This is a genomic window from Streptomyces sp. NPDC086023, from assembly GCF_044540325.1.
Classification (GTDB): domain Bacteria; phylum Actinomycetota; class Actinomycetes; order Streptomycetales; family Streptomycetaceae; genus Streptomyces.
In genome coordinates this window covers 12,562-31,411 of sequence record NZ_JBITRX010000007.1, presented here as the reverse complement: position 1 = coordinate 31,411, position 18,850 = coordinate 12,562, and the positions used below count along the sequence as shown (strand labels likewise).

Sequence of the window (18,850 nt, the reverse complement as noted above, 5' to 3'; positions counted from 1 at the left end):
GCCGCCCCGTTTTCGCGTCAGGCGTTCGTGCCGGTGACCCTGATACCGCTCGGCAGGAGCTTGGCGTACGGGAAATCGCCCGGGGGCGTCGGCAGGCTGAGCGTGCGGAGGTTCGGGAAGAGCGCCGGGATCCGCTTGACCATGGCCCTGCTGAGGTCGGCGCGGCCGTTGAACGAGAGTGTGTGGACGGGGGGAATGGACAGCCGCGGTGCCCTGAGCAGGGCGGAGGGCGAGAGCCTGAGAACGGAAACGGCCGGAAGGGCCTCGATCTCCCGCCAGTCCTCCACGGAGGCCGGAGCCGCAGCCTCGTAGAGGCTCAGCAACTCGATCCCCTGGTACAGGGACAGCCCGCGCAGTCCCCGGGCCAGTCCCGTGCGGAGGTAGAGCCACAGTTCCTGGAGGGCGGCCTCCGGGTGCACCAGGTCCACGAGGTCCCAGCCGGCGGGGCTCCCGGAGAAGGACAGCCTCTTCAGCCGGGCCAGACTGCTCAGTACCGTCCGCCACGCCTCGCTGGGCGTGTTGATGTAGATGCTCTCGACGGAGGCGCTCTTCAGTGCGTCGAGCCGGGCCAGCCCGGGGCAGCTGAGGCAGGTGAAGTGCTGGAGTTCCGGTTGCCGCGCCAGGAAGTCGAGGTCGGTCAGGCTTGCGTTGCGCAGGGTGAGCGACCGCAGGCGGACCCGCTCCCCGTACCGGGCGAGCGCGGTGGAGGACACCTGCCCGGTCACGGTGAGGTGGCTCTGCGGAGCGTGGCGGCCGAGCGCGTCGAGCTGCTCGTCCGAGGCGACCTGGTAGGCCACCCCGCCGGACGGCAGCCGGACGATCACCCGCTGGGCGTACTCTTCGGCGTCGAACCAGGGCCAGGCCTGGACGAGGTGGCTGAGGACCTGGGCCGAGCGGTGACCGCAGAACCGCTCCAGGTAGTCGATGGCCTCCGCCCGCCCCGTGGCAGCCGCGGCGTCCACGAGGAGGTGGGCGGTCTCGGGGTCCGTCTGGTCGGGGTCGGGCAGCAGCTCCAGCAGGATCGGCCCCACCGAGCCCAGTTCCTTCGCCATCGCCGCGGTCCTGGGCGGCAGGAGCGTGGCCGCCCGCTCCTGCACCGCGTCCCTGATGCGGGGATCGAGCTCCGCCGCCTGGGGGAGGCTGGCCAGGGCGAGCAGGGTGGCCCGGGGGGTGCCGTGCTTCAGCAGGGCCTGGAAGATCTCGGTGCGCTCGCGTGGGCGGCCTTGGGCCACCGCCATGCGGATCACGTCGTTCCACTGGTCGTCGTCCGCGTGGCGCGCCAGCTCGCCGAAGCTGCCTTCGTCCAGGGCGGCCCGGGCGCCCAGGAAGTCCTGGAAGGTGCGGTGGATGAAGTCCACCCGGCCCGGGGCGGGGGTCCGCAGGAGGCCGCTGCGGAGCAGGAAGTGCTGGAAGACCTTCCGGCCGTCGCCCAGGGCCGCGACTTCCGGCAGGGAGGGCAGGGCGTCCTCGATCAGCTTCTCGGCCTGGGCCCGGTCCATCTCCGCGGCGCCGTTGCGGATCAGCCAGTACGCCAGCCGCTGGAGCAGCTGGAGCTGGGCCTCCTCCCTGATCTCGGGCACCTTCAGCTGCCGCTCCCGGTCCCGGCGGCTCAGCAGCATGGACAGGGCGGCCGCGTAGAGGTCCTTGCGCCCGAAGGGCAGGAAGCCCCGCCGGTCGCGGTGCAGGGCGCAAATCAGCCCGCACATGAGCGGGTTGGTGGCCAGCCGGCCGAGGTCGCCGTTGGCCCGTACGGAGGCCAGCAGCTGGGTCTCGTACCCGGCGAGCTCGCTGTCGTCCTCCGGCTCCCCGGTCCTGGCGGCCGCGTGCCAGCGCTGGATGAAGGCGGCCACGTCGGGCGGGCTCATCGGGGCCAGGGTCAGCTCGCTGAAGAACTGGTCGTGGAGCCACTCGTCCCGCACGGCGGACGGCCGGGAGGTGACCAGCCAGCGGTTGCCCGGGTACTGGCCGACGAGGTCGGCGAGCCACTCGCGGGCCCGGACGCGGTCGGCCTCGGGGATCTCGTCGATCCCGTCCACCAGGATCAGCCCGCGCCGGTGCGACAGGACCCGGTCCTCCCAGCCCGCGGGCTGTTCCCCGGCCATCGGTGCGCCGACCGATGCCAGGAACCTGCGTGGCGAGGGCAGGCTGCTGTGGCGGGCCAGGGTGCGCAGGGGGAGTACGAAGGGGATGCGGTCCCGCACGTACGTCATGCGCTCGTCGGGCACCGGCCGGGCGGCGGAGACGGCGAGCCACTGGATGAGCGTGGTCTTGCCGGAGCCGGCCTCGCCGCGCAGCAGCACCCGCTCGCGGTCGGCGAGGGCCTGGTCGGCGGGGAGGGGGCCGGCGAGTGGAACGCGCAGCTCGTATTCACCGGTATGAAGGTTCAACCGCCACTGGTCCGCGGAGTCCACCTCCGCCACGGCGGCCGTCGCCTCCAGGCTCATGTACGCCGCGTCCAGCGGCCACTTCCCCGGGGTGCGGGTGAGGTCGATGCCGAAGATCGTCAGGGTGCTGTGCTTGCGGACGACGTACTCCAGGTACCGCCGCTCGAAGGCCTCGTCGCCCGCGTCCTGGCGGGGGATGCGGGTCACCAGCTCGTCGACCTTCGCGATCAGCTCGTTCTGGCGGCGGCTCTGCTGCACCAGGGTGGCGGCGACGAAGTGGGAGCGCTGGGTGAAGAAGTGCAGGACGTGCAGACAGGTGAGGTCCAGCAGCCGGGTGTAGAAGTATTCGGCCTGTTCGGAGAGGCCGAGGTACGGGGCCTGGGCGCGCAGCCGGCGGGCCAGCTCCTGGTGGCCGAGCTCGACGGCCTGGGCGTCCGTGAGGTCCAGGCCGGGGAGGCCGCAGAGGGTGCCGGCGAGGGCCGCGGCCACGCCCGCCTCGTCGCCCGGCGGGAGGGGGCGTTCGCCGGGGGCCCGTAAGCCCGCCTCGACCAGCTTTTCGGCGATCTTGTCGAAGTCCTGGGGGGCGAGGGCGCGTTTCTCCTTGAAAGAGAAGTACGCCGAGACGCGGACCGGACGGTCCGCGAGTGCGGCTCCCGGTCCTTCGGAGTAGCGGAAGAACCTGCCGACGATGGGGCCGATGACACCGGACGCGATGCGCATGCCTGCCTGGGCGAGAGGGTCCACGACGCGAGAGCGTAGTGGCGCGTTGCAGGTCTTTGGTCCCGAAACGGACATCCGATGGTCCCTGAACGGTGACAAGCCGCACAGGGGATCAAAGGCGTACTAGGTGATCTAGTAGATCAAATCGTTCATCCAGGAAAGGTTTAAGCCCAGGACAGGGGTCGTCAACGTGGCCGAATTCCCGCGGGCCGAGTACGAGGTTCGGTAGTAAATGGGGGGTTTGAGGGAACTGTCGGGGTCTTGTTACCAAGGATGAGCCAGCCCGGCCGATGCGCCGGGTTGCTTCGTGCCCGAGCAGTTCCCAGACCCCGGAGGTCCGCCCGTATGTCGAAGAGCGCCGCCACCCACCGCGTCCGTCAGTCCGCCTTCCGCACCCGCAGCACGGTCGTCGCCGCGGGCCTGGGAGCGCTGATGGTGTTCGGGGCCGGGCACGCCGCCTTCGCCGCCGGTACCACGGACGTCTCCACCGCCCTCTCCGCTCCGGCCCAGCTGGTCTCCGAGCAGGCCGCCGCCGCGAAGAAGGCCGCCGGCTGGACCAACCCCGTCGAGAACTACGTCGTGTCCGCCACCTACGGCAAGGGCGGCTCGATGTGGGCCCGCAAGCACTCCGGCCAGGACTTCGCCGTCCCGACCGGCACCCCGGTCAAGGCCGTGCACAAGGGCGTCGTCGTCAAGGCCGGCCCCAACGGCGCCGGTGACGGCCCCGCCTACGGCAACGCGATCGTGATCAAGCACGCGAACAACACGTACTCCCAGTACGCGCACCTCTCGAAGGTCCAGGTCCGCGTCGGCCAGACCGTCTCCACCGACCAGCGGATCGGCCTCTCCGGCAACACGGGCAACTCCAGCGGCCCGCACCTGCACTTCGAGATCCGCACCACCCCGAACTACGGCTCCGCGATCAACCCGGTCACCTTCCTCGCCAAGGCGGGCGTGAAGATCTGACCGTGCTGCTCCCTCAGGCCTGGTGGTGGGCCTGGGTGATCAGATCGACGGCGACTTCGAGGGCGGCCCTGCGGGTCTCCTCGGGGTCGCCCTTTTCGATGTGCTGCATGAACATCATTCCGGCGTGCAGCGTGAACAGCGCGCTGACGCAGCGCACCTGGTCCACGGTCGGGGCGTCGGGCTGGCGCAGCAGCTCGACCATCTCGAACATCCGCCGCTTCACGGTCTCGCCGATGCTCAGCTCCCGCAGCGAGGCCTGGTTCTCCTGCATGAAGCGGTACAGCTGGGACCCGGTGCTGAGCGCGTCGCTGTAGCGGCGCAGCAGCTCCCGCTTGGTCTCCAGGGTGCGCGGCTGCTCGCCGGCCCAGGCGATCAGCTCGTCGATGGGCCTGGTCAGGTCCTCGAAGATGCTGATCAGGATCTCTTCCTTGGTCTTGAAGTGGTAGTAGAGCGCCGCCTTCGTGACCTCCAGCCGCTCCGCGATCTCCCGGAGCGACGTCTTCTCGTACCCCTGCTCGGCGAAGAGCTCCAGCGCGACGTCCTGGATGCGCTGGCGCGTGTTGCCGCGGCGCTGCTGCGGAGTGCTGGACATGTCTCTCCCGATACTTACTTGACGCCCGGCTAGTTAGGGGTCTACGTTTCCCCAGTGTAGTGAACTTGCCGGTCGGCAAGTAAGTACCAGGGGAGTGGCCATGAGCGATGTTCCAGTGAAAACCGAGTCGGGGGCGGCGGCAACGGCCGTGGAAGACGCTCCCAAGCCGCGCAGCGTGCGCGTGGTCCTGATGGCCCTGATGATCGCGATGCTGCTCGCGATGCTCGACAACATGATCATCGGTACCGCGATGCCCACCATCGTCGGCGAGCTCGGCGGCCTGGAGCACCTCTCCTGGGTCGTCACCGCGTACACCCTGGCCACCGCCGCCTCCACCCCCATCTGGGGCAAGCTCGGCGACATGTACGGCCGCAAGGGCTCCTTCCTCGCCTCGATCGTGATCTTCCTGGTCGGCTCGGTGCTCAGCGGCATGGCCCAGGACATGGGCCAGCTCATCGGATTCCGCGCCATCCAGGGTCTGGGAGCCGGCGGTCTGATGGTCGGCGTCATGGCGATCATCGGCGACCTCATCCCCCCGCGTGAGCGCGGCAAGTACCAGGGCATGATGGCCGGCGTCATGGCGCTCGCGATGATCGGCGGCCCGCTGGTCGGCGGCACCATCACCGACCACATGGGCTGGCGCTGGTCCTTCTACATCAACCTGCCGCTGGGCGCCGTGGCGCTGGCGATGGTGACGGCGGTGCTGCACCTGCCGAAGAAGACCGTCAAGAGCAAGATCGACTACCTGGGCGCGGCGCTGCTGACCGTCGCCATCACCTCGACCGTGCTCGTCACCACCTGGGGCGGCACCGAGTACGCCTGGGGCTCCGCCGAGATCCTCGGCCTGATCGCGGCCGGCGTCCTGTCCACCGCTGCCTTCCTGTACTCCCAGACACGTGCGGCCGAGCCGATCATGCCGCTGCACATCTTCCGGAGCCGCAACTTCACGCTGATGTCCGTGATCGGCTTCCTGACGGGCTTCGCGATGTTCGGCGGCGTGCTCTACCTGCCGCTGTTCCAGCAGTCCGTGCAGGGGGCCTCGGCCACCAACTCGGGCCTGCTGCTCCTGCCGATGCTGCTGTCGATGATGGTGGTCTCGCTGATCGCGGGCCGCGTCACCACGAACAGCGGCAAGTACAAGGTCTTCCCGATCGCCGGCGGCGCGCTGATGGTCGTGGGCCTGTTCCTGCTCGCGCAGATGGACACCGGCACCTCCCGCCTCGTCTCGGGCGTCTACATGGCGGTCCTCGGCGCCGGCCTCGGCTTCCTGATGCAGATCACCATGCTCGTCGCCCAGAACAGCGTCGAGATGAAGGACATGGGCGTGGCCTCGTCGTCCGCCACCCTGTTCCGCACGCTGGGCGGTTCCTTCGGCGTCGCCCTGATGGGCTCGCTGTTCACCACCCGCGTCCAGGACACGATGACCGAGCGCCTCGGTGCCGCCGGTGCCGGTGCGACGGGCGGTTCCGCGCAGCTCGACGCGGCCAGTCTGGCCAAGCTGCCGGAGGCGGTCCGCGAGGCCTACCAGCACGCGGTCGCCGCGGGTACGCACTCCGCGTTCCTGCTCGGTGCGGCCATCGCGGTGATCGGCTTCGTCACCGCCTGGTTCGTCAAGGAGGTCCCGCTCCGCGGGGCCGGCCCGGAGAAGGCCACCCCCGCCGAGGCAGCCGACCTGGCGAAGCAGCCGGTCGCGCACTGAGCGGACCGACCGGCTCCCCGGTTCACCTCCCCTGGTGAGACGGCCCCCGGTGCCCTACTCGGGCACCGGGGGCCGTTCACGTCGTACGCCGGGCAGGCGGCCGGTCGTACCCGGCCACCCCCGTGCGTACCTGGTCGCCCCCGTACGTACCGGGCCCACCCCGGTACGTGCGAGGGGGACCGCCCCGCTGCCGCTACTCCGGCAGCCGGACGACCGGGAAGCTGCCCGTCGTGGTCGGCGCGTGCTCCGGGAGCCACAGCACCGCCACCGCGCCGGCGCTCGCGCCCTCCCGCTCGATCCCGCCCGGCGCCGCCACGTTCCGGAAGGTCAGCCGGGCGCCCAGCACCCGCGCCTGCCCCGCGGCGATGGTCAGCCCCAGCCCGTGCCCCACGCCCGCACGGTCGGAGGAGCCGGTGCGGAACCGGCTCGGGCCCTCCTTGAGCAGCGCCTCCGGGAAGCCCGGCCCGTGGTCCCGGACCCGGATCACCCGGCCCTCCACGTCGACCTCCACCGGAGGCTTGCCGTACCGCGTCGCGTTGGCCAGCAGGTTGCCCAGGATCCGCTCCAGGCGCCGCGGATCGGTGGCCACGATCTCGTCGGCCACGACCCGCACCGTCGCGTCCGGCATGAGCCCCGAGACCCGGCGCCGCACGAACTCGCCCAGCGCCACGTCCTGGAGCTCCGCCCGCTCCGAGGCGCTGTCCAGCCGGGCCACCTCCAGCACGTCCTCGACCAGCACCCGCATGGCCTGGGCCCGGTCGCGGACCAGCTCGGTCGGACGGCCGGGCGGCAGCAGTTCGGCCGCCGTCAGCAGCCCCGTGACCGGGGTGCGCAGCTCGTGCGCGATGTCGGCGGTGACCCGGCGCTCGGCCTCCAGCCGCTGCTGGAGGGCGTCGGCCATGGCGTCCACCGCCCGCGCGAGGTCGTCGGTCTCGTCCCGTACGACACCTCCCACCGCGTCGCGCACCCGGACGCCGGGCTGCCCCTGGGCGACCTTGCCCGCGGCGGCCGCGGCCTTGCGCAGCCGGCGCGAGATCTGGCCGCCGATGAGCACGCCCAGCGCCGACCCGGCCACCACGACGGCGACCGAACCGACCACCAGCGCCTCGTCGAGGGCCCGCAGCAGGTTGGCGTTCTCCTGGAAGGAGTTGTGCAGCGACAGCACCTGCCCGTTGCCGAGCGGAACGGCGGCCCACACCTCCGGAGCGGCCCCGGCGCCGTGCTCCTGCACGTACGAACCGCGCCGCCCCGAGCGCACCTTGTCGCGCAGCTCCCGGGGCAGGTCCGGGTCGTCGATCTTGGCCCCGAGCGGGGGCTTCTTCACGACCTCCGCGTTCTTCGCGATGAACTGCACCCGCTCCATCTGGACCTCGCGGGCGCTCTGCAGCATCGAGACGCGGGCGGCGTTGTGCACCACCAGGCTGAGCGCTATCGCGATCAGGGCGCCCACGGCGGCGATGGCGATACTGATCTTCCAGCGGATCCCCGTGCGCAGCGTGAACTGCTTCATCGGGACTCCTTCGTGGATAGTGCGGCCTTCGGGCCGGGGAGGGAACGAAGCACCCGCGGAGCGGGGCTGGGAATGGCGGTTGGTCCGCTGGGCGGAGCGGCGTTGTAGGTGGCGGCCGGTAGGTTGCGCGTGTGCATCTGCGGTATTCGTTCCGGATTGAGCCGACGCCCGGTCAGCGTGCTGCGTTGGCGCGTACGTTCGACTGCGCCCGTGTGGTCTTCAACGATGCGCTCGCGGCCAGGAAGGCCGCGTACAAGGCGGACCGGTCGAGGATCCCGACGGGGGTTCTGGCGAAGCGGGTGATCACCGCACCTGGCGGTGCGAGTGCTGCGGTACCGAGCATGATCGTGACCTCAATGCGTCGCGAGTGATCCTCGCCGCCGGACGGGCGGAGAGGCTAAACGCCCCTGGAGGGCCGGTAGGACCCGGAGTGGAGATCCCACGCCAGGCAAGGCCCGTCGAACGGGGAACCCACCCGAAGGCCCAGCCGGTCACCACCGGCAGCCAGGCGGAAAACCCCGTCCTTCAGGGCGGGGAGGCGTCAAGCCTTCAGCTTGTATCCGAATCCCCGGACCGTCTCGATCCGGTCCTGGCCGATCTTCGTGCGCAGCCGCTGGACGTGGACGTCCACCACGCGGGTGTCGCCGCCCCAGTCGTAGTCCCAGACCCGCTCCAGCAGGCGGTCGCGGGAGAGCACGGTGCCGGGCGCGGTGGAGAACTCCAGCAGGAGCCGCATCTCGGTGGGGGTCAGGGCGACGGGCGCGCCGCCCCGGCGGACCTCCATGCCCTCGGTGTCGACCTCCAGGTCGCCGAAGGACAGGACACCGCGCTCTCCGGCCGGCTCCTCCTCGGCCGCGCCGCCGACGCCGCCGGCGTGCCCGAAGCGGCGCAGCACCGCGCGGATGCGCGCGACGAGCACCGCGCCGTCGAAGGGCTTGGTGACGTAGTCGTCCGCGCCCGCTTCGAGGCCCAGCACCACGTCGATGGAGTCGGCGCGCGCCGACAGCATGATCACGGGCACGGTGGACTCGTCGCGGATCCGGCGGCACAGGCTGACGCCGTCCATGCCGGGGACCATCACGTCGAGGAGCGCGATGTCGGGGCGGTTCTCCCGGAACGACTCCAGGCCCGCCAGGCCGTCGGGCTGCGCGGTCACGACGAAGCCGTCGCGCTCCAGAGCGAGGGTCGTGGCCTCGCGGATGACGTCGTCGTCCTCCACGAAAAGCACATGGGTCTCGGCCATCCGCTGCACTCAGCCCTTCGACGTGACGGCCGGGGCGGGCTGTCCGCCGCCGTCGGCCGTGTTGCTGAAATCCGTGTGCACCCGGTCGTGCACGGTGAACTTGTCGCCCATCCAGCGGTACGTGAGCACGTCCTGCCCGGACGGATAGGCGATGGAGTCGCCCCTGCCGTAGACCTCGCGGGTCAGCACCAGGTCTCCCCGGTCGATCTCGGCGTACACGGGGGGCACTTCGTCCGCGAAGACGTTCTGGTACTTGTCGCCCTCAAGGCGGTACACGAAGGAGCCCACCCCCACCGCGTCGGCGCAGGACAGCACGTTGACGATCACGTCGTCCGCGGCGTTCCCGGTGACCTTGCCGTAGGTGACGTCCACCGGGAACTGCTTGCCCACGCAGGGCTTCAGATCCTGCTTGAGCTGCGCGCTCACCTTCGGGTCCGCCTTCAGCAGCGCGACCGCGTCCACCTTCTTCACGGGCGGGGAACCCCCGGAGGAGCGCGGCGTCGGAGCGGCCTTCGCCACCGACTCCGTACTGGCCGGACCCTCGTCCTTCAGGCCGGTGCCCCCCGAGGTGCAGCCGACCACGAACAGCACTGAGCCGGCGAGGACGATCGTCCCCGCCGACATCAGTGCAAACGAGCCCCGTTGTTCGAGGCTTCTGCCACCTAGGCCGCGCAACGCTCCCGCCCCTCGCTCCGCACGTAGTGGTCACCGCGTTCCAGGGCGCGCATGTCGAGGTTGCGGCTCTCCAGCTCCTGGCGGAGCCGCGCCAGTGCCCGGTGCAGTGTGCTCTTCACGGTCCCCGCAGACATTCCGAGCGCCGCGGCCGTCTCCTCGGTGCTCATCTGCTCCCAGTGTCGCAGCACCACGACACTGCGCTGCTTGGGCGCGAGCACCCTGAGGACGTCCATCAGCAGGGCGCGGTCGGCGCGCTGCTCGGCGCCGTCCTCCACGCTCGCGTCGGGCAGCTGCTCGGTCGGGACCTCTTCGAGCTTGCGCGCCCGCCACCACTCGGTCCGGGTGTTGATCATGACGCGGCGCAGGTACGCGTCCGCCAGGGACTTGTCCGCGATCCCGTCCCAGCGCCCGTACGTGCGGACCAGTGCCGTCTGGAGCAGGTCCTGTGCGTCGGTCGGGTCCGGAACCAGGCGGCGCGCGCTCCGCAGCAGCGCGTCCTGGCGGGTACGTACGTACTCTTCGAACTCGAGTACCTCGCCGTGCGCCATCTCAGACCGCCTCCGTTCCGTTCCGTCCGTCTCCCCGTGCTGACGGATTCGAAGTTACGGACGGGTTGTCACGAGGCTGTGCGGTCCAGACCTCGGTGGGCGCACGGAAAGCCATAGGTTGTGTAACAGCCCTCTGAGCTGGGCTTTCCCCGGCTGGGCGGAGGATTTCCTTCCGGTTCGGCTTCCCGCAGGTCAGGTCAGCGGCAGGCGGTACGCGCCGCCGTCCAGCGGCTCGACGAGCCCGTCGGCGACCAGGCCGTCGAGTGCGCGGGCCCGTTGCACGGGTTCGTCCCAGACCGCGTCGAGCGCGTCCTGCGGCACCGGCCCGACGGCCTCGCGCAGCACCGCGAGGAGCTTGCCGCGCACCTGCCGGTCGGTCCCGGCGTACGTCTGGCCGCGCCGCGGCGGTCCCTGGTGCTCCGGCTTGCCGGCGAGCCGCCAGGTGCAGCTCGCCGCGATCGGACAGCGCGGGCAGGCCGGGCTCTTCGCGGTGCACACCAGCGCGCCCAGCTCCATGGAGGCCGCCGCCCAGGCCGCGGCCGTGGGCTCGTCCCCGGGCAGCAGGGCCCGCGCGAGCCGGCGTTCGGCGGCCGTCGTGGCGTTGGGCGGGTACTCGGTACCGGTCACGGCCCTGGCGAAGACCCGGCGGACGTTCGTGTCGAGCACCGGGTGGCGCTGTCCGTACGCGAAGGAGGCCACGGCCGCCGCGGTGTACTCGCCGATGCCGGGCAGCGCGAGGAGCTGCGCGTGGTCGCGCGGTACGTCGCCCCCGTGCCGCTCCGTTATGGCGACGGCCGCGCCGTGCAGGCGCAGCGCCCGGCGCGGGTAGCCGAGCCGTCCCCAGGCGCGGACGGCCTCGCCGGGTGCCTCGGCGGCCAGGTCGGCCGGGCGGGGCCAGCGGGCCAGCCACTGCTCGTACACGGGGAGGACCCGGACCACCGGGGTCTGCTGGAGCATGAACTCGCTGACCATCACGCCCCAGGGCCCGGCCTCGGGGTGCCGCCAGGGCAGGTCGCGGGCGTTGTCCTCGAACCAGTCGATGACGGGGACGTGCAGGGTGTCCGGCGGGAAGGGCAGGTCCGCGGGGGCGGCGGACCCGCCGGCCGTCGGGGGCACGGGAACGGAACCGGGGGAGGAGGCGGTGATGGCAGTCATGGCATTCCGCATCCTGGCACGTTTCAGGGGCGTCCCGCCGGGCCCGCGCCAGTGATCCAGACAGCCGCCGGGCGCCCGGAGGACCGTACGGAGGCCACCACCCGGGTCGTCGGGACGGCCGCCACGGCCATCAGCAGGGCCGCCGCCGAGCCGCCGAAGAGCAGGCCCATCGCCACGTCGTGCGGGTAGTGGACGCCGACGAACACCCGGGAGAAGGCCATCAGGAGCGCCATCGGAACGGTCAGCAGGGCCAGCCGCGGCACGACCACCGCCAGGGCGATCGCGGCGGCGCCGGCTATCGCGGAGTGGTTGCTGGGGAAGGACCAGTCGCCGTACGGCGGGCAGCTGACGAGGGGGCTCCCCGCCCCCGCCACCGCTCGGCAGGGACGTTCCTCCTGGACCGCCGACTTGAGCAGTTCCGAGACCACGTACGCGGTGGCCGTCGCCAGCGGTGCGAGCACGGCGAGCGCCTGTGCGCGGTGGTCGAGCGGCCGGGCGCGCCACCACAGGGCGATGAAGAGCAGCCCGAAGAGGACGATGCCGGCCTCGGTCCACAGCTCGGCGACCGACTGCACCCAGCCGGGGGTTGAACGCGCGAAGTCCGTGACGTCGCGGTAGAGGTCGGAGGTGTCCATGGTCACCGACAGTACGTAAAGCCGACGTACGCCCGCATCCGACTGTTGACCGGTTTCTTACGTTCCGCTTTCCGACCGCAGGATGATGATCGCCAAAACACCGTGTGCGTGCGGCGGGTGGGACGCCGATCGGGGGCGGATCTCTCGTAAAGTTCGCTCCGTGGGATCTCTGCGCAATCCGGTCGGGCCGCTCCCCTCCTCCATCTACTGGCGACGGAGGGCCGTTCTGGCGTCCGTCGTCGCGCTCCTCGCCATCATCGCCACATGGGCCGTCACCTCCGGTTCCCACAAGGCGACTACGGACGCGAAGGGCCCCAACGGCACCCGTACCAACGACCCGATCACCCCCGGACCCAACCCGTCCGGCTCGGCGATCAGTCAGTACCCGGGCGGCCGCGGCGAGTCGGGCGGCGGCTCCGGCGACACCGGGGGCGACCAGACCGGAACGGACCCCGGCACGGGCACCGGCACCGGCACCGACGAGGGCGCCGGCAAGAACGGCGACCCGGGCGGCGGCGGCTCCGGCGGCGGCGCCGTCCAGGTTCCGGCCGCCTCTCCGCTCCCCAACTGCGCGCCCGGCGCGGTCCGGTGGAGCGTGCGCAGCGTGAAGAACGCGTACGAGCCCGCCGAGCGCCCGCGGTTCGAGCTGGTCGCCGACAACACCTCGGGCACGACCTGCAAGGTCGACCTCGGCCCGAAGCACGCGGTCCTCACCATCACGAAGGCCGGTGACGACAAGCCCCTCTGGTCCTCCGCGGACTGCCCGAGCGGCGCCGGGAACGCGTACTTCCGGGTGCCCGCGAAGACCGGCATCACGCACGCCGTGGAATGGGACCGCAAGGGCAGCGACGCCACCGCCTGCGCGTCACCGCCGCAGGGCGCGGCCGAGGCCGGCACCTACCTGGTCGAGGTCAAGGCCCCGGGCCTGCCGGTCATCCAGACCTCGTTCGTCCTGGAGAAGGACTGAGCGGGACCTGAGCGGGACCTGAGCGGACCCCGGTCCGCCGGGGGAGCGAACGCGGCGCGGCCGGCCCCGTCCGGGGCCGGCCGCGCGGTCGTCTTCGGGGCGCCGGCTAGTGCTGTGGCCGGAAAGGTTTGCCGGATCGCGGCGTCCGGTGCGGTGCATCGCAAGGCGGAGGGCCACGGCTCGTACTGGACGTACCTGCGTGGTCCGACAACGCAGCGAGGTGCCGTGCCGGGCGTCGCGACACGGTGAACCTTTGCGGTCACAGCACTAGACGTAGCGCTCCAGGATCGAGGACTCCGCCAGGCGCGACAGGCCCTCGCGGACGCTGCGCGCCCGGGCCTCGCCGACGCCGTCGACGGTCTGGAGGTCGTCCACGGACGCCGCCAGCAGCTTCTGCAGCCCGCCGAAGTGCTCGACCAGCCGCTCGATGATCGCGCCCGGCAGCCGCGGCACCTTGGCCAGCAGCCGGTAGCCGCGCGGCGAGACGGCGGAGTCCAGCGTCTCGGGGGAGCCGCTGTACCCGAGGGCCTTGGCCACGATGGGCAGCTCCAGCAGCTCCGCGTGGGTGAGCGAGTCCAGTTCGGCCAGCGCCTCGTCCACCGTGCGGGAACGCTTCGCCGTCGGCTCGGGGACGTAGTCGCGGATCACCAGCTCGCGCTCGGGCTCGACGCCGACCGTCAGCTCGTCCAGCTGGAGCGAGAGGAGGCGGCCGTCGGTGCCCAGCTCCACCACGTACTCGGCGATCTCGGTCGCGATCCGGCGGACCATTTCCAGCCGCTGGGCGACCGCGGTGACGTCGCGGACCGTGACCAGGTCCTCGATCTCCAGTGCGGACAGCGTGCCCGCGACCTCGTCGAGGCGGAGCTTGTACCGCTCCAGGGTGGCCAGCGCCTGGTTCGCCCGGGACAGGATCGCGCCCGACTCCTCCAGGACCCGGCGCTCCCCGTCGACGTACAGGGCGATCAGCCGCATCGACTGCGAGACCGAGACCACCGGGAAGCCGCACTGCTTGGAGACGCGGTCGGCGGTGCGGTGCCGGGTGCCGGTCTCCTCCGTCGGGATCGACGCGTCCGGCACCAGCTGCACGCCGGCGCGGAGGATCTTGGTGATGTCCTTGTCGAGGATCAGTGCGCCGTCGAGCTTGCACAGCTCGCGCAGCCGGGTCGCCGTGAACTCCACGTCCAGCACAAAACCGCCGGTGCACATGGCCTCGACGGCCTTGTCCATACCGAGGACGATCAGGCCGCCGGTGTTGCCGCGGACGATCCGCTCCAGGCCGTCACGCAGCTGCTGACCAGGCGCGACGGCGCTCAGCGAGGCACGCATGAGCGCTTCGTGCTTGGAGCTCGCGCCGGACTTCCCGGGTGCCGCTGCCCCGTCCTTGGCTGCCACTGCACTCCTCCGGTCGCGGGTTCCGCCGCCCGGCCATGGCCGGGCGGACCAGCCCAAAGTCTACCGGCGCGTCCCGCGCCCCTCCCGAGCCTTGCCCGGAGGGGGCGCGATTCAAGCCCGCGGCTACTCGGCGGGCGCCCGCCGGGAGGCCGCCCGCGAGCGGGGCAGGACCCGCAGCGCGTCCCCCATGTCCGCCACCTCCGTCACCCGCATGCCGGGCGGGACCTTGCCCGGATCGCCCGGCACCAGCGCGTGGGTGAAGCCCAGCCGGTGCGCCTCCGCCAGCCGCCGCTGTACGCCGGTCACCCGCCGCACCTCGCCGGCCAGGCCCACCTCGCCGATGGCCACCAGGTTCTTCGGCAGCGGGGTGTCGCTCGCCGCCGAGGCCAGGGCCAGCGCGATGGCCAGGTCGGCGGCCGGCTCCGACAGCTTCACGCCGCCCACCGTGGCCGAGTAGATGTCCCGCTTGCCCAGCGCACTGATCCGCCCGCGCTGCTCCAGCACCGCCAGCATCATCGAGACCCGGGACGTCTCCAGGCCCGAGGTGGTGCGCCGGGGCGAGGGGATCTGCGAGTCGACGGTCAGCGCCTGCACCTCGGCCACCAGCGGCCGGCGGCCCTCCAGCGTCACCGTCAGGCAGGTGCCGGGGACCGGCTCGTCGCGCCGGGTCAGGAACAGCCCGCTCGGGTCGGCGAGACCCGTGATCCCCTCGTCGTGCAGCTCGAAGCAGCCGACCTCGTCCGTCGCGCCGTACCGGTTCTTCACACCCCGCACGAGCCGGAGGCGGGCGTGCCGGTCGCCCTCGAAGTGCAGCACCACGTCCACCAGGTGCTCCAGCAGGCGGGGACCCGCGATCGCGCCGTCCTTCGTCACGTGGCCCACCAGCAGCGTGGACATGCCCCGCTCCTTGGAGGCCCTGATCAGCGCCCCGGCCACCTCCCGGACCTGGGCCATGCCGCCCGGCGCGCCGTCGATCTCGGGAGAGGCCACCGTCTGCACGGAGTCCAGGACCAGCAGCGACGGCTTCACCGCGTCCAGGTGTCCCAGCACCGCCGACAGGTCCGTCTCCGCCGCCAGATAGAGGTGGTCGCTCAGGGCCTTGATCCGGTCGGCCCGCAGCCGCACCTGGCTCGCCGACTCCTCGCCCGTGACGTAGAGCGTCCGGTGCGAGTCGCTCGCCGCCTTGGCCGCCACGTCCAGCAGCAGCGTGGACTTGCCCACGCCGGGCTCGCCCGCGAGCAGCACCACGGCGCCGGGCACCAGGCCCCCGCCGAGCACGCGGTCCAGCTCGTCCACGCCCGTCGTACGGGCCGTGGCCTGCCGGCCGTCGACCTGGCCGATCGGCACGGCGGCCGTCGACACCCGGCCCGCCGCCGTCGTACGGACGGCGGGCGCGCCCGTCTCCTCGACCGTGCCCCATGCCTGGCACTCCGGGCAGCGGCCGAGCCACTTGGCGGTGGTCCAGCCGCACTCGGTGCAGCGGTAGGACGGCCGGTCCTTGGCGGATGAACGGGATGTACGGGCAGCCATGCCGCAACGGTATCGGCACCCTCCGACAACCCCCGGCCACAGCCCCCGAACGGGGCCAGGGGCCCTCACGTCACGGGGGCTGTCCCCTTATGAGGGATCTGTTCACCCGTAAGGATTAAAACTGCTGAAGGCTTCCAGAGCGCCCACGGCGCGGCTTCTACGGTCGCCGGGTGACAAGCAGCAGTCAGGCACAGCCCATCCAGAGCACCGGCGCACACCGGGCGCACGGGCGCGCGCCCCGCACGCCGGAGCAGCGGCCCCCCGCCGGCCACGAGGCGCACCTCGACGGCCTGTTCACCTACTGCCTCTCGGTGCTCTGCGACCACGACGCGGCCACCAGCGTGCTGGGCGACGTCCTCGCGGTGGCGGCCCGGCAGGCGAACCGCTGTCCCGAAGGCGAGGCCGCGCGCCGAGCCTGGCTCTACGCACTGGCCCGCTGGGCCTGCCTGCGCAGGCTCTCGGTACAGCGGCGGGCCCGGCCCGGGGCGCACAGCGCCCGGCGTGCGCCGGAGCACACACAGGCGCACAGCAGGGCCGGAGGCTCCGCCCATGCGCCCGGCTCCGCACCCCCGTCCGCCGCCGGCCCCACGCCCCCGCCCGCCCCCGACCCGGCGGCCGACGAGCGCCACGCCGAGCTGGCCCGGCTGGCCTGGCCGGAGGCGGCGGGGACCACGCCCGAGCAGCGCGAGGCGCTCGAACTGTCCGTACGCCACGGCCTGGCCGTCTCCGAGGTCGCCGCCGTGACCGGCATGGCCCCGGCCGCCGCCCGCGAACTCCTCGCCGGAGCCGCCTGCGAGGTCGAGCGCACCCGCGCCGCGCTCGCCGTGGTCGACACCGGCAGCTGTCCCAGCGTCGCCCGGCTCACCGGCGACAGCCAGGTGCTGCTCTCCACCGCCCTGCGCAGCGAGCTGGTCCGGCACGTCGACGACTGCCCCACCTGCCGCCGCGTCGCCGAGCGGGTCGGCGCGGGCGGGCCCTGGCCGGGCTCGGCCCTCACCCCGGCGGCGCTCCCGCTGGTGCCCGCGCCCCGGGAGGCCGTACTGCTGGCCTCGCGCACCGTGCCGCGGGGCCGCGCGGCCGTCCCGCGGTTCGACCGCGCGGGATATCCGGTGGACCCCAAGGACCGGGCCGCCCGGCGGGACCGGCTGCGCGCCCGCGCCGTCACCACCACCGTGGTGGCCACCGTCGTCGCCGCGCCGGTGCTGGCCCTCTGGGCCGCGTACCGGGGAGCCCCGCTGACCGGCGAGGGCACCGCCGGGGTCACCGCCATCTCCGCGGCCGAGGCCGAGGGGCACACCCGCACCGCGGGCGGCGCCTACTCCACGTACGAGAACGCGGGGAACGCCGGGAACGGGCCCGCGCCCGGCTTCACCTCCGGGGCGCGCACCCCGGACGTGTCGGTCGAGGTGATCACCCCGGGCGACACCGCCCCGCCGACCGCCCCCGGCACCCGCGGGCCCGGGCGGCTCTCGGTCGACGCGATCTCCTCGGGCGGCACCACGCTGGTGATCCTGAGTGCCTCGGGCGGGGCACCCGTCCACTGGCGCCTCTGGTGGGACTCGCCGTGGCTCGGCGTCAGCCAGAGCCAGGGCGTCCTGGAGCCGGGCGAAACGTTCACCGTACGGATCACCGTGGACCACGCGCTGGAGCCGGCCGGGGAGTGGATCTCCCGCCTCGGCGTCGACCCCTCGGGCGCGGTCCTGACGATCGAGGGCCGGGGCGCGGCCAAGCCGCACACCCCGACGCCGACCCCCACGCCCACGACGGCGACCCCCACGCCGAGCCCGACGCCGACCCCCTCGGACACCCCGACGCCGACCCCGACCCCGACGCCCTCGGCATCAGAAGGAACGGTTTCCCCGTCGGACCCGGGCCCGACGGGCGAGCCGAGCGGGAGCTAGGCGGGGCCGGTCGGGGTCGTCCCGGCCGGTGCGTCGTCCCGGCCGGTGTGCCGGGTGTGCCGGTATGCCGTACGTACGGCCGGTGTGTCGTGCGGCCGGCCCCGTCAGCCGACCGGGTCCGGGTCCGCGGGGTGCGGCGCCATCGGCAGGAGGCTCGCCAGCCGCTGCTCGCACAGCCCGGCCAGCACCTCGTACCCCTCCTTGCCCATCAGCTCCGTCAGCTCCGCCCGGTACGAGACGTACACCGGCTCGCCCGCGCCGTGCGCCGAGGTCGCCGAGGTGCACCACCAGTGCAGGTCGTGGCCGCCCGGCCCCCAGCCGCGGCGGTCGTACTCGCCGATCGACACCTGGAGCACGCGGGTGTCGTCGGGCCGGTCGATCCAGTCGTACGTCCGCCGGATCGGCAGCTGCCAGCACACGTCCGGCTTGGTCTCCAGCGGCTCCCGGCCCTCCCTGAGCGCCAGGATGTGCAGCGAGCAGCCCGCGCCGCCCGGGAAGCCGGGACGGTTCTGGAAGATGCAGGAGCCCTCCCAGCGGCGGGTCTGCCTGTCGCCGTCCTCGTCGAGCTGGGTCCAGCCCGTACGGGTGCCCTCCTCGTGGAACTGCCACAGTTCGGGAGTGAGCCTCGCCACGTGCCCGGCCACCCGCTGCTCGTCCTCCTCGTCCGAGAAGTGCGCGCCCAGCGTGCAGCAGCCGTCGTCCGCGCGGCCGGCCTGGATGCCCTGGCAGCCGCTGCCGAAGATGCAGGTCCAGCGGGAGGTCAGCCAGGTCAGGTCGCAGCGGAAGACCTGCTCGTCGTCGGCCGGGTCCGGGAACTCCACCCAGGCCCGCGGGAAGTCCAGACCGACCTCGTCCCGCTTCTTCTGCAGGGACTTGGGGGCCTTTGTCTGCTTCTTGGCCTTCTTCGTATTTGGCACAACCCCAGCGTAAGCG

At 72.4% G+C, this 18,850-nt stretch carries 16 protein-coding genes; 5 read left to right on the top strand and 11 right to left on the bottom strand.

Annotated elements, in window-relative coordinates; all coding sequences use genetic code 11:
- Positions 1–17: 17 nt before the first annotated feature.
- A complete protein-coding gene (locus ACIF6F_RS15750; protein WP_399946639.1) occupies positions 18–3,128 on the bottom strand; it encodes an NACHT domain-containing protein in 3,111 nt (1,036 codons plus the stop codon).
- 321 nt (positions 3,129–3,449) lie between these two features.
- Here ACIF6F_RS15750 and ACIF6F_RS15745 point away from each other — a divergent pair, with 321 nt between their 5' ends.
- Positions 3,450–4,070: a M23 family metallopeptidase gene (locus tag ACIF6F_RS15745; protein ID WP_399946636.1), complete on the top strand. Its 621-nt coding sequence runs from the start codon at positions 3,450–3,452 to the stop codon at positions 4,068–4,070.
- Positions 4,071–4,083: 13 nt separating this feature from the next.
- On the opposite strand, the gene ACIF6F_RS15740 is transcribed toward ACIF6F_RS15745, so the two are convergent.
- Positions 4,084–4,662, bottom strand: coding sequence for a TetR/AcrR family transcriptional regulator (locus ACIF6F_RS15740; RefSeq protein ID WP_399946634.1), 579 nt, complete (start codon positions 4,660–4,662; stop codon positions 4,084–4,086).
- 100 nt (positions 4,663–4,762) lie between these two features.
- On the opposite strand from ACIF6F_RS15740, the gene ACIF6F_RS15735 reads away from it, so the two are divergent.
- A complete protein-coding gene (locus ACIF6F_RS15735) occupies positions 4,763–6,361 on the top strand; it encodes an MDR family MFS transporter (protein WP_399946631.1) in 1,599 nt (532 codons plus the stop codon).
- 193 nt (positions 6,362–6,554) lie between these two features.
- On the opposite strand, the gene cseC is transcribed toward ACIF6F_RS15735, so the two are convergent.
- A complete protein-coding gene (gene cseC, locus ACIF6F_RS15730; protein WP_399946628.1) occupies positions 6,555–7,871 on the bottom strand; it encodes a two-component system sensor histidine kinase CseC in 1,317 nt (438 codons plus the stop codon).
- A gap of 131 nt (positions 7,872–8,002) precedes the next feature.
- Between cseC and ACIF6F_RS15725 the strand changes: the two genes are divergently transcribed.
- Positions 8,003–8,242 carry a helix-turn-helix domain-containing protein gene (locus ACIF6F_RS15725; protein ID WP_399946626.1) on the top strand — a complete coding sequence of 80 codons (240 nt, stop codon included), beginning with the start codon at positions 8,003–8,005 and terminating at the stop codon, positions 8,240–8,242.
- 170 nt (positions 8,243–8,412) lie between these two features.
- On the opposite strand, the gene cseB is transcribed toward ACIF6F_RS15725, so the two are convergent.
- The 5 genes from cseB to ACIF6F_RS15700 all read right to left on the bottom strand — a co-directional run bounded on the left by cseB (position 8,413) and on the right by ACIF6F_RS15700 (position 12,127).
- Positions 8,413–9,114 carry a two-component system response regulator CseB gene (gene cseB / locus ACIF6F_RS15720; protein WP_399946624.1) on the bottom strand — a complete coding sequence of 234 codons (702 nt, stop codon included), beginning with the start codon at positions 9,112–9,114 and terminating at the stop codon, positions 8,413–8,415.
- A gap of 9 nt (positions 9,115–9,123) precedes the next feature.
- Positions 9,124–9,738, bottom strand: a complete 615-nt coding sequence (locus ACIF6F_RS15715) for a hypothetical protein (protein WP_399946621.1) — start codon at positions 9,736–9,738, stop codon at positions 9,124–9,126.
- Positions 9,739–9,776: 38 nt separating this feature from the next.
- Complete coding sequence (locus ACIF6F_RS15710; protein ID WP_399946618.1) at positions 9,777–10,337, bottom strand: SigE family RNA polymerase sigma factor; 561 nt, start codon at positions 10,335–10,337, stop codon at positions 9,777–9,779.
- A 192-nt stretch (positions 10,338–10,529) separates the two neighbouring features.
- Positions 10,530–11,492: an A/G-specific adenine glycosylase gene (locus ACIF6F_RS15705; RefSeq protein WP_399946616.1), complete on the bottom strand. Its 963-nt coding sequence runs from the start codon at positions 11,490–11,492 to the stop codon at positions 10,530–10,532.
- 23 nt (positions 11,493–11,515) lie between these two features.
- Positions 11,516–12,127, bottom strand: a complete 612-nt coding sequence (locus ACIF6F_RS15700; protein ID WP_399946613.1) for a phosphatase PAP2 family protein — start codon at positions 12,125–12,127, stop codon at positions 11,516–11,518.
- 160 nt (positions 12,128–12,287) lie between these two features.
- Here ACIF6F_RS15700 and ACIF6F_RS15695 point away from each other — a divergent pair, with 160 nt between their 5' ends.
- Positions 12,288–13,094: a hypothetical protein gene (locus ACIF6F_RS15695; RefSeq protein WP_399946611.1), complete on the top strand. Its 807-nt coding sequence runs from the start codon at positions 12,288–12,290 to the stop codon at positions 13,092–13,094.
- Between the two features lie 267 nt (positions 13,095–13,361).
- On the opposite strand, the gene disA is transcribed toward ACIF6F_RS15695, so the two are convergent.
- Positions 13,362–14,486: a DNA integrity scanning diadenylate cyclase DisA gene (gene disA, locus ACIF6F_RS15690; protein ID WP_399946608.1), complete on the bottom strand. Its 1,125-nt coding sequence runs from the start codon at positions 14,484–14,486 to the stop codon at positions 13,362–13,364.
- A gap of 123 nt (positions 14,487–14,609) precedes the next feature.
- Complete coding sequence (radA, locus tag ACIF6F_RS15685) at positions 14,610–16,016, bottom strand: DNA repair protein RadA (RefSeq protein ID WP_399946605.1); 1,407 nt, start codon at positions 16,014–16,016, stop codon at positions 14,610–14,612.
- A gap of 170 nt (positions 16,017–16,186) precedes the next feature.
- Between radA and ACIF6F_RS15680 the strand changes: the two genes are divergently transcribed.
- On the top strand, positions 16,187–17,917 hold the full coding sequence (locus ACIF6F_RS15680) for a hypothetical protein (protein WP_399946602.1): 1,731 nt from the start codon (positions 16,187–16,189) through the stop codon (positions 17,915–17,917).
- A gap of 104 nt (positions 17,918–18,021) precedes the next feature.
- Here the strand turns inward: ACIF6F_RS15680 and ACIF6F_RS15675 are convergent, their stop codons facing one another.
- Complete coding sequence (locus ACIF6F_RS15675; protein ID WP_399946600.1) at positions 18,022–18,834, bottom strand: hypothetical protein; 813 nt, start codon at positions 18,832–18,834, stop codon at positions 18,022–18,024.
- Positions 18,835–18,850: the final 16 nt, after the last annotated feature.